The organism is Streptomyces sp. NPDC093510 (assembly GCF_040683555.1).
Lineage (GTDB): Bacteria > Actinomycetota > Actinomycetes > Streptomycetales > Streptomycetaceae > Streptomyces.
The window spans coordinates 390,978-403,691 of sequence record NZ_JBFBEE010000002.1 but is presented as its reverse complement, the minus strand read 5'-3'; the positions used below and the strand labels follow the sequence as shown (position 1 = coordinate 403,691).

14 protein-coding genes are annotated in these 12,714 nt (G+C 70.0%); 2 read left to right on the top strand and 12 right to left on the bottom strand.

What is annotated here, in order from left to right; all coding sequences use genetic code 11:
- Positions 1 to 7 precede the first annotated feature (7 nt).
- Complete coding sequence (locus AB0N81_RS04200; protein ID WP_365355470.1) at positions 8 to 358, top strand: antibiotic biosynthesis monooxygenase family protein; 351 nt, start codon at positions 8 to 10, stop codon at positions 356 to 358.
- 4 nt (positions 359 to 362) lie between these two features.
- On the opposite strand, the gene AB0N81_RS04195 is transcribed toward AB0N81_RS04200, so the two are convergent.
- Genes AB0N81_RS04195 through AB0N81_RS04185 form a run of 3 tightly spaced genes read right to left on the bottom strand, consistent with a single transcriptional unit; the run spans position 363 to position 3,171 of the window.
- Positions 363 to 1,109: an ATP-binding cassette domain-containing protein gene (locus AB0N81_RS04195; protein WP_365355468.1), complete on the bottom strand. Its 747-nt coding sequence runs from the start codon at positions 1,107 to 1,109 to the stop codon at positions 363 to 365.
- Between the two features lie 26 nt (positions 1,110 to 1,135).
- Entirely contained in the window at positions 1,136 to 1,720 is a 585-nt protein-coding gene (locus AB0N81_RS04190; protein WP_365355467.1) for a hypothetical protein, read from the bottom strand.
- Positions 1,717 to 3,171 carry a hypothetical protein gene (locus AB0N81_RS04185; RefSeq protein ID WP_365355466.1) on the bottom strand — a complete coding sequence of 485 codons (1,455 nt, stop codon included), beginning with the start codon at positions 3,169 to 3,171 and terminating at the stop codon, positions 1,717 to 1,719. Before AB0N81_RS04185 ends, AB0N81_RS04190 begins: the two co-directional genes overlap by 4 nt.
- 207 nt (positions 3,172 to 3,378) lie before the next feature.
- Here AB0N81_RS04185 and AB0N81_RS04180 point away from each other — a divergent pair, with 207 nt between their 5' ends.
- Positions 3,379 to 4,929 carry a CehA/McbA family metallohydrolase gene (locus AB0N81_RS04180; RefSeq protein WP_365355464.1) on the top strand — a complete coding sequence of 517 codons (1,551 nt, stop codon included), beginning with the start codon at positions 3,379 to 3,381 and terminating at the stop codon, positions 4,927 to 4,929.
- A 21-nt stretch (positions 4,930 to 4,950) separates the two neighbouring features.
- On the opposite strand, the gene AB0N81_RS04175 is transcribed toward AB0N81_RS04180, so the two are convergent.
- The 9 genes from AB0N81_RS04175 to AB0N81_RS04135 form a co-directional block, all read right to left on the bottom strand.
- Entirely contained in the window at positions 4,951 to 5,583 is a 633-nt protein-coding gene (locus AB0N81_RS04175) for a hypothetical protein (protein ID WP_365355463.1), read from the bottom strand.
- 44 nt (positions 5,584 to 5,627) lie between these two features.
- Positions 5,628 to 6,260, bottom strand: a complete 633-nt coding sequence (locus AB0N81_RS04170) for a hypothetical protein (RefSeq protein ID WP_365355462.1) — start codon at positions 6,258 to 6,260, stop codon at positions 5,628 to 5,630.
- The gene (locus AB0N81_RS04165) at positions 6,247 to 6,660 is read right to left on the bottom strand and encodes a hypothetical protein (RefSeq protein ID WP_365355460.1); all 414 of its coding nucleotides are present in this window, start codon (positions 6,658 to 6,660) and stop codon (positions 6,247 to 6,249) included. The genes AB0N81_RS04170 and AB0N81_RS04165 overlap by 14 nt, the downstream gene beginning before the upstream one ends.
- Positions 6,661 to 6,668: 8 nt before the next feature.
- Complete coding sequence (locus AB0N81_RS04160) at positions 6,669 to 7,427, bottom strand: hypothetical protein (protein ID WP_365355458.1); 759 nt, start codon at positions 7,425 to 7,427, stop codon at positions 6,669 to 6,671.
- Between the two features lie 180 nt (positions 7,428 to 7,607).
- Entirely contained in the window at positions 7,608 to 7,778 is a 171-nt protein-coding gene (locus AB0N81_RS04155) for a hypothetical protein (RefSeq protein ID WP_365355457.1), read from the bottom strand.
- A 4-nt stretch (positions 7,779 to 7,782) separates the two neighbouring features.
- Positions 7,783 to 7,974: a hypothetical protein gene (locus tag AB0N81_RS04150; protein ID WP_365355455.1), complete on the bottom strand. Its 192-nt coding sequence runs from the start codon at positions 7,972 to 7,974 to the stop codon at positions 7,783 to 7,785.
- A 94-nt stretch (positions 7,975 to 8,068) separates the two neighbouring features.
- A complete protein-coding gene (locus tag AB0N81_RS04145) occupies positions 8,069 to 9,526 on the bottom strand; it encodes an aldehyde dehydrogenase family protein (protein ID WP_365355673.1) in 1,458 nt (485 codons plus the stop codon).
- Between the two features lie 77 nt (positions 9,527 to 9,603).
- On the bottom strand, positions 9,604 to 11,343 hold the full coding sequence (locus AB0N81_RS04140; RefSeq protein ID WP_365355453.1) for a D-aminoacylase: 1,740 nt from the start codon (positions 11,341 to 11,343) through the stop codon (positions 9,604 to 9,606).
- Positions 11,344 to 11,567: 224 nt separating this feature from the next.
- A complete protein-coding gene (locus tag AB0N81_RS04135) occupies positions 11,568 to 12,695 on the bottom strand; it encodes an LLM class flavin-dependent oxidoreductase (RefSeq protein WP_365355452.1) in 1,128 nt (375 codons plus the stop codon).
- Positions 12,696 to 12,714: the final 19 nt, after the last annotated feature.

The following is a 12,714-nucleotide window of genomic DNA, read 5'->3' as shown; positions in this document are numbered from 1 at the left end:
TGCCCGCATGGTCACCGAGGAGAGCACAGGTACACCCGACTCGCCCGTCACATTCATCAACGTCTTCGAGATCGAGGCCGACGACGTCGACGCGTTCGTGGCGAAGTGGGAGGAGCGGGCCCGCCTCATGCGGGACAAGCCCGGCTTCATCGACTCCCGCATGCACCGCGCCCGCTCCACGGACTCCCGCTTCCAGCTCGTCAACGTCTCCCACTGGGAGACCCGCGAGGCATGGGAAGCGGCCACGGCCGACCCGGCTTTCACCTCCCGCACGCAGGCGGCCCGCGAGCAGACCGCCCACCCGGTCACGCCGAACGCGGCGGTGTACGACGTGGTGGTGGAGCTGACGGCGCCTTAGGCCGTCAGCCCGACGTGGTGCGGGAGGCGGACACGGTGGTGTACGCGGCTTCGGCCCGGCGTCCCTCGGGGACCTCTGCCGGGGCTCGGCCCAGGAAGTCCCCGGTGGCGCCGGAGAAGTTGACGCGCCCGTCGGTGAGCACGGTGACGTAGTGGGCTTCCTCCGCCAGGTCCCCGACGTCGTGCGTGGACATCAGCACCCGTACTTCCGCGGTGGCGAGGGTCAGGATCAGGTCGCGGAAGACGCGACGCTGCGTGGGGTCCATTCCGGCGGTCGGCTCGTCCAGGAGGAGCACGGTGGCGTCGTGGACGAGTGCGGAGGCGACACCGACACGGCGGAGCTGGCCGCCGGAGAGGTGTCTGGCCTTCAGGTCGGCCCGGTCCGCCAGTTCGACCCGGGCGAGGGCCTTGTGCGCGGCGGTCCAGGCGTCGGAGCGGTTCATGCCCTTGAGCCAGCCGGTGTAGGCGACCTGTTCGCGTGCGGTGAGGCCGGTCATGGCCGTGATGGACTGCGGCATCCACGCCACGCGCTTCCTGTACTCCCGGCGGTGTGAGCCGAGGCCGTCCAGGCGCACGCGTCCTTTCGCGGGCAGGGTGACTCCGGCGGCGAGCTTGAGCAGGGTCGACTTCCCTGCGCCGTTGGGGCCGAGCAGGACGGTAAAGCCGTCGGGGACGGTGTAGGACAGCCGGTCGAGGACCGGGGGCTTTCTGCGCCCGTAGGCGAAGGTGCACTCTTCGAGCTGGATCGGCATGACAGAGGGACTTCCTTACGAGCGGACTAGGGGCGAGGCCGGTGGCGGGCGTGTACGGCCAGCCCCGCGGCGAAGGTGATCAGTGCGGCGGTCAGGGCCGGAAGGTCCGCGGGAGGCCGGGGCAGTACCGTCCACACGTAGGGACGGTGGAACTGGTCGAAGCCGACGAGAACGACCGTGAAGATCCACCCGACGGGGACGGCCACCGCTCCCTGGGGCACGACGGTGTGGGCCAGGAGCATCAAGCCGGTCAGGAAGAGCGTGTTGCGGCCCGTCGACCAGGCGTCGTCACTGCCGGACAGCTGCCCGATCAGGGCGCCCAGCATGACGGCGAAGGTGCCCGTCGCGAGGATCAGGGCGGTGTCGTAGCGGGAGACCGGCCGCCACGCGGCGGCTTCGCCTTCCACCAAGCGGGCGGTGAGGCTCAACAGCAGCCCCGACGTGACCGGTACAGGGGCGAGGAGCATGACCAGGAAGTCGTTGGAGCCGCCGACCAGCAGTGACGGGAACTCCACCGCGACGCCGTGGAACCCGGCGACGAGTACGGCGAAGACAGCCAGGCACGGCACCAGCACGACCGCGACGCGTCGGGCTTTGAACCACCAGATCACGGCTGTACGTCCTTGCCCGCGTTGTCGCACGCCTTGCGCAGTTCCCGCTGGTACCAGACGGTCTGCTCGGCCGGGGTCAGAGCGCGTGCTCTGGAGACCCGGCGCTTCATGACGGCCAGCACGTCACCCGGGTTCTGGAACTGCTGCAACTCCTGCTGCTGCCAGGCCAGATAGCGCCGGCCGGCACCTGCCACCGTGGCGGCCCAAAGGACTGCCGACCGGGAATTGACCTCATCAGTACGCGCACAGGGAAAGCGGACCGACTTGAGCACGACGCTCAAGCGGACCGTCTCCGGGTGGGCCGCCTCGGACAGCGGCAGCCACCACTCCTGGCGGCTGGAGCGCGTGCTGGCCCGCCCAGCGGCGAGGGTGTCGTGGACCGCATCCGGCATGCGCGCTCCGACCCCGGCCTCTCGCAGCGCGAAGACCGTGCTCGTGACGTCCTGCCGCAGCCCCTTCAAGTCGGCGTCGGCGGCCTCGGGCACGCACACTCTTGGCCGGCTGCCCGTGCAGTCCAGCGGCGCGTTGTTCGCCGACAGAGGGCCGACAGCTCCCCAGGAGTGCACATGGGCCACGCAACCGGCCATCACCGCGAGGGCCATGCCGCACGCCGTGCCCCGCAAGGCGATACGGGTCGTCCGGCTGGTTGCCGCCGCGGCCCATGAAAGGACGCAGAAGCCGGCGAGGGACCCGGCGAACAACAGGTGCGGCCACAAGCTGGTGAAAGGGACGAGCTCCCCGAACAGGAGCCCCTCGGTGTACTGACCGGAGAGGTGTCGTGGCCACATCCGCCGGCCGTCGGACGCCGACCAGCCGACGAGGTAGAGCACCGCGGCGGCGAGCAGTGGCGCCGAGACCGCCCGGTGCACCCGCAGGCCCACGGCGAAGCCGATCACCGTGTGCGCACAGACGAGGAACAGGCCCATGCCCAGCAAGGGCAACGCGCCGAGTGTGGGCCACACCCCCGCCTCCACCAGCGCCATGGCCACGGGCAGCAACAGCACCGTCCAGCCGACCAGGACGCCGGGCCACAATGCCTCAGCGGCGACGCGGTACCGGGACCGGGCCGGGGCCAGCGACCACACCTGGTCCTTCTTCAGCCGCCCCGCCTCCCAGGCCCCCAGAGCGGCAGCCACGGCATAGGCGAACCAGTAGTAGGCATCCAGCGCCTGGGCCACCAGCGAGGGCGCCCACGTGGGACCGTCCAGCAGGTCCGTATAGCCGGGGTCCTCATGCATGTTCTTGAAGTACAGCAGGACCAGGGCCAGGCACACGGGCGCAAGCCACAGGGCGCCGCTGGTGCGCCATCGAGCAAGAGGTCTCACGAAACCGGCTCCGATCTCTTCGACCTGGGAGAAGCGATTTCCGCTGGCCGGGTTGTGCCACCGGCCGTTGCTCGTCTTGTTCTCGTCCGCGTGGCCGGGAGAGGTGTCGTCGCTCGGTTCCCTCACGCACAAGGATTGACACTGCGGCGTGCCCGTCCCCGTAACCCGCTTCACTGGGCGGAGCGCCAAAGTCCGGACCGTTGCTCTCAGGTGAGACCCTCGGCCACCGGGTGGAAATCCGTCACTCGTCTTCCCTTGCCGCACAGTTCACGGCTCAATACCAGGGTTGCACGCACCACCCACGTCACCACCGACACCCTGGGGAGCCGCAGCATGTGCGAGGACGTACACCAGCCGGAGACACGCGGGCCGAACCGGCGCGGACTGTTCGTGACGGGGGCCGCCGCCGCGCTTACGTTGGGCAGCGTGAGCTTCGCCAGCGGCGCCGAGGGGCGCGCTCCCGCGCGGGACAGGGCGCCGGGGAGCAAGGAGACGAGAACGGTGCGCGGCACGCTGCCCACCGGCTCGCCCGACTTCGTGTACCTGCCGGTCGAAGTGCCGGACGGGGTACGCGAGTTCCGCGCCTCGTACACCTACCAGAAGCCGACCGTGCCGCCCGGCACCCAGGGCAACGCCCTCGACATCGGCGTCTTCGACGAGCGCGGCACGGAGCTCGGCGGCAAGGGCTTCCGCGGCTGGTCCGGCGGCGCCCGCACCGAGTTCTTCATCCGCGCCGACGACGCGACGCCCGGCTACATCCCGGGCCGGGTCCGCGCGGGCACCTGGCACATCGCACTCGGCCCGTACACGGTCGCCCCCGACGGCCTCCCCTACGAGGTGACGATCACCCTCACCTACGGGGCACCTGGCCGCACCCCCAAGCCCGTCTACCCGCCGGAGCGCGCCAAGGGCCGCGGGCGCGCCTGGTACCGCGGCGACTGCCACCTCCACTCCGTGCACTCCGACGGCAGGCGCACCCTCGCCGAGATCGCCGCCCTGGCCCGTGCGGCGGGCCTCGACTTCATCAACAGCTCCGAGCACAACACGCACTCCGCGCACGCCCACTGGGCGGCGGAGGCGGGCGACGACCTGCTGATCCTCCTCGGCGAGGAGGTGACGACGCGCAACGGCCACCTGGTCGCCCTCGGCACGGACCCCGGCACGTTCGTCGACTGGCGCTACCGCGCCCGCGACAACCGCTTCGGCAAGTACGCCCGCAGGATCCGCGACGCGGGCGGCCTCGTCGTCCCCGCCCACCCGCACGCCACCTGCGTAGGCTGCAACTGGAAGTTCGGCTTCGGCGAGGCGGACGCGGTCGAGGTGTGGAACGGCGCGTACACGCCCGACGACGAGGTCTCCCTCGCCGACTGGGACAGCATGCTCGTCGCGTCCGTACGCGGCGGGGGCAGACCATGGATTCCCGCCATGGGCAACAGCGACGCGCACCGCGACCCCGACCGCATCGGCGGCCCGCAGACCGTCGTCCTCGCCGACGACCTGACCCGCGAGGCCATCCAGGACGGCATCCGGCGCGGCCGTTCCTACGTCGCCGAGTCGAAGTCCGTCGAGCTCGCGTTCTCGGCGGCGGGCGGCAGGGGCAGGCACGCGGGCATCGGCGGCCGCCTGGACGTCGACCGCGACGCCCCGGTCACGGTCCGCCTGGAGGTGAAGGGCGCCCCCGGCTGCACGCCCCGCTTCGTCACCGACCAGGGAGTCCTGCACACGGGCCCCGCCCTCCCCGCCTCCGGCACAGGCACCCTGGAGTGGCGCACGACGGCGTCGTACGCGGCGTACGTACGGGCGGAGGTCCGCCACGCCCCGACGACACCGGGCCTCCCGGGCCCCCTGTGCGCGTTCACGAACCCGATCTTCTTGGGCGACTGACACGCGGGCCCCGCGGGCCCCCTACCCGGGAAGCCTGAGCGTCCGCGCGAAGTCGTCCAGTGGCTCCATCGCCGCGGCGATCAACTCCGGATCGTCGTGGTGCCCACGGAGCAGGACATCGGGGAGACCGGCCGGAGTGTGCCAGTGGTACGACACCGAGGTCATCATGACGGAACTGTCGGCAGGGTAGGAGCGGACGACCCGGACCCCGTCCGCACCGAGGTACGGAGAGGCGAACGGAACGCTGCCGCTCCGCTGCTGCCACTCGGGGATCTCCGCATGCGGCACCGTGAGCGCGGCGGCTCCCTCACAGGAGGCCGCGTCACGGGCGTCGCAGTGAATACGGGTGGCGTGCACCACCAGCGGCATATAGGTCAGCGGGACGGGGTGATAGACGAACGCCTCGTCGGCCTGGAGCTTGTCCCTGAGGGTGACGATCGTCTGCTCGTAGAAGCTTCTGTGGAAACGGCGGAGTTTGCGGGTGAGTTCGACGCCTTGGATGGTGGCCAGGCCGGTCAAGTGCAGGTCGAGCCATTCCTTGAAGGTCTTCTTGCCGATCTGGAGGTGGAGGTAGCCCCAGAGGTCGGGGTTGGCATCCGTGTCGATGTGGAGCGGGGCACCGAGGTCGGCGCTCCACAGGGTGCCGTCGGACATGAGCGGTCTCTTTCGTCAGGGCATGGACAGGCGGAGGGAGGCGCTCAGGTGTAACTCCAGCGGAAAGTGCTCATGACGGCGTCGAACAGCTCCACGAGGGTGTCGTAGAAGGCGGGATCCGAGCCGGGCGCGATCAGCGCGCTGAAGGAGAAAGTGAGGTACTGGTCAGGAGTGCTGTCCGGGACCGGCACAAAGTACTCGACCCGACGGTGAGCGACGTCGACGCCCTGGGCCGCGTCGGCGGGTACATCTCGCTCCGAGCGCAGGGCCGCGGTGTCGTCAAGCTCTCGCATCTCGGCACCGGGGGTCTCTGAGGCGAGCGCCGCCAGGACCGCTTCAGGGCCGCTCCCGGGCCTGACCCTCGGAATCTCGATCGGTTCGGAGGCCACGATCGAGACGGGCAGCGCGACGCCGTGGAGGCGCTCGGTGGGGAGGTAGAGGGTCATGCCACCCTTGGCGCCGGCTCGCCGTACGACCTTCTTCATCTCCTGAAGGAGCTTCAGCCGGGCTTTCGGGATGTCGTCCTTGGGAAACCCGGCGGGAAGTTGCCTGACCGCCTTGCGGACGATGCGGTCCATCGCCTCCTGGGTACCCGTGCGCAGCGGAATCACGTCCCAGCCGGGCGGCGGCACCAGGTTGAAGCCGTTCGGGGTCCGGCGTTGCTCAGCGGTGGTCATTGCGCCCCCGCGTCACTTCCACGGCATAGGCAACGCCTACGAAGAGCGCCCACGCCGGGGCGGCGATCATGCCCGGCCAGAAGCCGAAGAACAGCGAGGGCAGGAAGAATCCGCCGCCCATGGCCAGATCCCGGGTGAGGTAGGGCGGGCGGCCCGCATGGCGGGGGTACTTCGCGAACACCCAGACGTAGTGCAGGAGGCAGCCGACGATCCCGGCCTCATAGACGTGGAGCACATCGTTCATCAGGGACTTCGGCACCAGGATCATGATCCCCAGGACCGGCAGGAACAGCGGCATGCCGATGATCAGCGTCAGCCGGAGCCGCCGGTTGGGGCCGGTGCCGATTCCGGTGCGGCCGGCTTCGGCCTCGGCAATGCGTTGCGCCGAGTACAGGTCCATGGTCGTCCTCACCAGTGGGTGTCGGGGGCGGGCTTCAGGGTGTTGTCCTTCCAGTCGGAATACCCCTGGTTGTACGGCTTCTCGCCGCTTCCGAACTTCTCCTCGGTCAAGCTTGTCAGGTCGCTCTTCCCCAGCGCCTTGTCCGTGATGTCCATCCCCATGCCGGCCCACGCGACGCCGAGGCCCGCCTGGTAGGACTTGTACGCCTTGTCCGCGGCGGCCCCGGCGGCCTCCGGGAAGGTGGCCTTGTTCGCCTTCAGCATCTTCGCCATGCCGGCCATCTCCTTGTCGCCGAGGTGCGCCAGCGTCGACAACGGGCTGACTCTCAGCGGGCCCTTGGCCACCAGGCCGACATTCTGGGAGATGGACTTGCGCATCGCGTTGCGGGCCGCTCCCAGGGCCTGCCGCCCCGGTCCTTGCGGCATTTTGGTCATCATCCGCCCCGTGTCGTCCAGGACACTCTTGACGCCGCTGAGCCCTCGGCTCAGGCCGGCGGTCCGGGCGCCCTGAGCGGCACCCACGGTGGCCTTGGCGCCGCGTGCGAGCTTCGCGGCGGCCCCGAGGCCACCCACCACCAGCAGCCCGCCCACGACGTCGAAGGCGACATCCGTCCAACTGGCATCACCGGATGCCACCAGCAGGAGTCTCAGTACGATCGTGAGCCCTGCGATACCGAGGACGACCATGTTCAAGCCGAGAGCGTCCATGAAGGCCTTGATCAGGTCCGCATTCCTGCGCGAGGAGTCCTCGACGCTGGAGAAGCACATGCGGGAGGTGGCCGGGCGGTATGAGCGTGTGCACGGCCACCTGACCAAGTGGTCGAACGAGCTGGAGGACTTCCAGAGCAACGCCGACAAGATCCTGCACCAGACCAAGGAGTCCGGCTCGGAGGGCAAGGACGACCCGGATGCGTCTCCCAGTGGCACCGGTCCCGCCGACGATCGCCTTCAGTCGTACCGGACCCGTCTGCACATCGTCACCGGTGACCGGGACAACTTCACGTACTTGCCCTTGAGCGTTTCGTCGTCGCCGATCGCCTTGAGGTTCTTCGCCTGGTCCCGGAGCTTCTCGCACAGCGGCTGCCAGTCCACCGGCCGGCGCTTGGATGTCGGTGTCATGGCGTCACTTCTTCTGCTGCTTCTTGCCCGTCTTGGCCAGCTTCTCGTCGAGGTCCTCGAATGCCTTCTTGCTGCCGGTCACGAGCTTGCCGACCGATTCGATGGACTCGATGAGCTTGGTGCGGTAGTCGTCCCAGTTGTCGACGAAGTCCTCCATGGCCCCGGCGACGGCACCGGAGCCCCAGTGCTCTTTCATGTCGTCCCGGCGGTTCTCGATGTCCTCGAAGGTCTTCTTGAGCCCCCTGTGCGATAAAGTGGGGCATAGTGCGCGGCTACCACTGCCGCGCCCTTCACCCCGGCCAGACGAGCGACTGCAGTTCGCTGTACGCGTGCAGGGCGTACGAACCCACGTCCCGGCCCACCCCGCTCTTCTTGAAGCCGCCGAACGGGGCCTCCATGTTGCGGCCGATCGTGTTGACGCCGACGCCGCCCGCGCGCAGGCGGCGGGCCACGCGGAAGGCGCGGGCGACGTCGCCGGACCAGACGTAGTCGATGAGGCCGTAGTCGCTGTCGTCGGCGAGGGTGATCGCTGTCTCCTCCGCCTCCTCGGGGCTGTCGGCGTCGAAGGGGACGACGACCACGACCGGGCCGAAGATCTCCTCGCGGACCACCCGCATGCCGGGCGTGCAGTCGGCCAGGAGGGTCGGTGCGACGTAGAAGCCCTTCGAGAAGGCCGGTCGCTCGCCGCCCACGACGACCCGCGCGCCCTCCTTGCGGCCGTCCTCGACGTACGCCTCGATGCGGTCGCGGTGCGCGGCGGAGATGACCGGGCCGACGACGGTGCCCTGTTCGGCCGGATCACCGACCTTCAGGTAGCCGGCGTAGACGGCCAGTTTCTCCAACAGCCGTTCGTACACGCCCCGTTGGGCGATGACGCGGGTCGGTGCCGTACAGATCTGCCCGCTGTAGAAGGAGAACGTCGTGCCGATGCCCGCCACCGCCGCGTCCAGGTCCGCGTCGTCGAGGACGATCGCCGCGCCCTTGCCGCCCAGCTCCATCAGCTGCCGCTTCATGTGGCGGCCGCACACCTCGCCGATGCGTTCGCCGACGGCCGTCGATCCTGTGAAGCTCACCATGTCGACGTCCGGGGATGCGACGGCCGCCTCGCCGACGGACACGTCGGTGCCGGAGACCACGTTGACGACGCCCGGCGGGACGCCCGCCTCCTCCAGTGCCGCCGCCATCGCGTACACCGACAGCGGGTCCTGCGGCGCGGGCTTCACGACGACGGTGTTGCCCATCGCGAGGGCGGGCGCCACCTTGCCCGCGGGGTTGGCCCACGGGTTGTTGTAGGAGGTGATGCAGGTGACGACGCCGACCGGCCTGCGGACCGCAAGGGCCCCCATGACACCCGCCCGCCCCATGGGCCCCGCCTCGTTGATCTGCGGCGGGAGCCCCGACTCGACCGGCTCCAGGGCCCCCTTCGCGTACCGCTCGAATCGCGCGACGGCCACCGCCACCTGCATGCCGCGTGCCGTCGCGGTCGTGGCGCCGGTCTCGGCCCGTGCCAGTTCCGTGTGCTCGGCGGCGTCGCGCCGCATGATCGAGGCGGCACGTGAGAGCACCCGCGCGCGCTCCTCGGGCGCCGTGCGCGACCAGGTCGCGAAGGCGTCGCGGGCCGCCGACGCCGCAGCGCGGACCTGCTCGGCGCTCGCTTCGGGTGCGAGCCCGACGACCTGCTCGGTGGCCGGGTTCACGACCTCGTGGTGACCGCGGTCGGGCTCGGTCCACTCGCCGCCGATGAACAGCCGCCGGGCCCGCCGGGGCTGCCGGGCCTGCTGGGGCTGTCGGGGCTGCTGGGCCTGCCGGGGCTGCCGGGGACCGCTCACTTCGTGCTCACCGTCCTGGTGTCGCGCCCGGAGCGCAGCACCTTGCCCGGCACGGCGCCGGTCACCACGTCGTCGCGGATCGCCTCGACGCCGTTGACCCACACCGCGTTGACGCCGATCGCCTTGGAGTCCAGGCGCGGGCTGTCGCCGGGCAGGTCGTGGACGAGGGTGGCCTTGCCCGCGTCGATGCGTTCGGGGTCGAAGAGGACGAGGTCCGCGTGGTAGCCCTCGACGATGCGGCCGCGCTCGCGGAGTCCGAAGAGCCGCGCCGGGTCGTCGGTGAGCATCTTCACGGCCTCTTCCAGGCTCGCCAGCCCGCGTCCGCGCAGGCAGTCGCCGATGAAGCGCGTCGTGTACGGGGCTCCGCACATGCGGTCCAGATGCGCGCCCGCGTCCGAGCCGCCCAGCATGACGTCCTCGTGCTGCCAGGCCTCGGCGCGCAGGGCCCACGAGTCGGGGTCGTTGTCGGTGGGCATCGGCCACAGGACGGTGCGCAGGTCGTCGGCCGCGCAGATCCCGACCAGGCACTCGAACGGTTCCTGGCCGCGCTCGGCCGCGATGTCGCCCACCACGCGCCCGGTGAGGCCCTGGTTCGCCTCGGAGTACGTGTCTCCGATGACGTACCGGTCGAAGCGGGCGAGCCGCCGGAAGACGCCCGCCTCCTTGCTGCCCGCGTGCCGCAGCATCTCCGCCCGCACCTCGGGGTCGCGCAGCTTCGCGATCCGCTCGGGCACGGGGAGGCCGAGGATGTCGCCCCAGCCCGGGATGAGGTTGAGGGCGCAGAACGTGCCGAGCGACATGTTCATGGGCGTGAGGATCGGCATGGTGAGCGCGACGATGCGGCCGCCGGCCTTGCGGGCGCGCTCGCTCGGCACGAGCTGGCGCGGCACGCGCTCGGGGACGGCGGCGTCGATGGTGAGCACGTTCCAGTTGAGCGGCCTGCCCGCCGCCGCGCTCATCTCCACGAGCAGGTCGATCTCGTCGTCGCTGAACTGATCGAGGCAGCCCGCGACGATCGCCTCCAGCTGCGTCCCCTCGTGCTCGCCGACGGCACGGGAGAGCGCGAGGAGCTCCGCGGGCTTCGCGTGCCGCGAGGCGACCGGCTGCCCGTCGCCGTCCGAGTGGGTGGACGACTGGGTGGTGGACAGTCCCCAGGCGCCGGCGTCCATCGCCTCGTGGAAGAGGCGCAGCATCTCCTCCATCTGGCCGGGCGTGGGCTGCCCGCCGACTGCGTCCGCGCCCATGACGTACCGGCGCAGCGCGCAATGCCCCACCATGAACCCTGCGTTGACGGCGATGCGCCCTTCGAGAGCGTCGAGATACTCCCCGAACGAACTCCACGTCCAGGGCGCGCCCTCCTCGAGGGCCACCAGCGACATGCCCTCGACCTTCGACATCATCCGCCGCGTGTAGTCGGCGTCGCCGGGCCGCGCCGGGTGCAACGGGGCGAGCGTGAACCCGCAGTTGCCGCCCGCGACGGTCGTCACACCGTGGTTGAGCGACGGCGTCGCGTACGGGTCCCAGAACAGCTGCGCGTCGTAATGCGTATGCGGATCGACGAACCCCGGCGCGAGCACGCGCCCCCCGGCATCCTCACTGGTCCGCGCCTCCTCGGCGACGCTCCCCGGCTCGGCGACGACGGCGATGCGCCCGTCCCGTATCCCGACATCGGCGACAAAGGCGGGGCCACCGGTACCGTCGACGACGGTCGCGCCCCTGATGAGGTGGTCGAGCATGTCGTGGGTTCCCCTTTCGAAGGACGGACGGGTATTCAGCCCGGCGGGGCGGCGCACCTCCAACCCGGCGGGGCGGGATTTTCAGCCCGTCCGGCGTTTGAGGACGAGCCCGGAGGGCGACAGGCGGGGTCCGGGGCGCAGCCCCGTGTCGGCGCCCACCCCCCGCCCCCCGCCCGGCAAGGGCCCCGGCCTCCGTCCGGGAGGGGAAGCCGGGGCGGTCACAGCTACGCCCCGGCCCCCTGCCGGAATCGCGTAGTGCGGTGGACGGGATCCGTGTCGATCTTCGGAATCACGTGCTCACCGATCAGCTTGATCGTGTTCTTCGTGTCCTCGGGCGAGATCCCGATCGGCAGCCCGAAGCTGAGCTGGTCCGCCCCGGCCTGCTCCCACCGTTTGCACTGCGTGAGCACCTCGTCCGGGTCGCCGCAGATCATCAGTTCCTCGGCGATGAGGAGTTCGATGAGCTCCTCGGTGTAGTCGGGGAGCAGTTCGGGCCACTCGGGGATGCCCTCGGGCCGGGGGAAGGTGTCGTGGTAGCGGAACAGCAGCGACTGCAGGTAGTTGAGGCCGCCGCCGACGGCGATCTCGACGGCCTTGGCGTGCGTCTCCGCGCAGATCGCCGTGGACGTCACCATGACGTTGTCGTTGACGAAGCCACCGATGGCCTCGGCCTCCTCGACGGCCGTCTTGTACGACTCGACGACCCACTCCATGTCGGAGACCTTCTGCACGCTGAAGCCGAGGACCCCGAGCCCCTTCTTGGCCGCCATCGCGTACGAGGAGGGGGACCCGGCGGCGTACCACATGGCCGGGTGCGACTTCCCGTACGGCTTCGGCAGGATCTTGCGGGGCGGCAGCGACCAGTGCTTGCCCTGGAATCCTACGTACTCGTCCTGGAGCCACATCTTGGGGAATTCGACGATGGTCTCTTCCCAGATCTCCTTGGTGTGGTTCATGTCCGTGATGCCCGGCATGAAGCCGAGGATCTCGTGCGAACCGGCACCGCGCCCCGTGCCGAACTCGAAGCGCCCTTCGGAGAGATGGTCGAGCATGGCGACCTTCTCCGCGACCTTCACCGGGTGGTTGACGGGCGCGAGCGGGTTGAAGATGCCGGAGCCCAGGTGGATGCGGTCGGTGGCGTGCGCGAGGTATCCGAGGAAGACGTCGTTGGCGGAGAGGTGCGAGTACTCCTCCAGGAAGTGGTGTTCGGACGCCCAGGCGTATTTGAAGCCGGACTTGTCCGCCTGGATGACGTACTCGGTCTCCTCGATGAGCGCCTTGTGCTCCGCTTCGGGGTCGACCTTGGCCCGCTGGGCGGGCACGTATCCCTGTACAAAGAGACCGAATTCCAAGGAGGTTCACCGTCCTCGT

Bases quoted from the DNA above. Each gene is read 5' to 3' on its own strand.
- AB0N81_RS04140 (WP_365355453.1), bottom strand. From the start codon at position 11,343: ATGCTCGACCACCTCATCAGGGGCGCGACCGTCGTCGACGGTACCGGT.
- AB0N81_RS04165 (WP_365355460.1), bottom strand. From the start codon at position 6,660: ATGGACCTGTACTCGGCGCAACGCATTGCCGAGGCCGAAGCCGGCCGC.
- AB0N81_RS04170 (WP_365355462.1), bottom strand. From the start codon at position 6,260: ATGACCACCGCTGAGCAACGCCGGACCCCGAACGGCTTCAACCTGGTG.
- AB0N81_RS04195 (WP_365355468.1), bottom strand. From the start codon at position 1,109: ATGCCGATCCAGCTCGAAGAGTGCACCTTCGCCTACGGGCGCAGAAAG.
- AB0N81_RS04200 (WP_365355470.1), top strand. From the start codon at position 8: ATGGTCACCGAGGAGAGCACAGGTACACCCGACTCGCCCGTCACATTC.
- AB0N81_RS04160 (WP_365355458.1), bottom strand. From the start codon at position 7,427: ATGTGCTTCTCCAGCGTCGAGGACTCCTCGCGCAGGAATGCGGACCTG.
- AB0N81_RS04175 (WP_365355463.1), bottom strand. From the start codon at position 5,583: ATGTCCGACGGCACCCTGTGGAGCGCCGACCTCGGTGCCCCGCTCCAC.
- AB0N81_RS04180 (WP_365355464.1), top strand. From the start codon at position 3,379: ATGTGCGAGGACGTACACCAGCCGGAGACACGCGGGCCGAACCGGCGC.
- AB0N81_RS04150 (WP_365355455.1), bottom strand. From the start codon at position 7,974: ATGAAAGAGCACTGGGGCTCCGGTGCCGTCGCCGGGGCCATGGAGGAC.
- AB0N81_RS04155 (WP_365355457.1), bottom strand. From the start codon at position 7,778: ATGACACCGACATCCAAGCGCCGGCCGGTGGACTGGCAGCCGCTGTGC.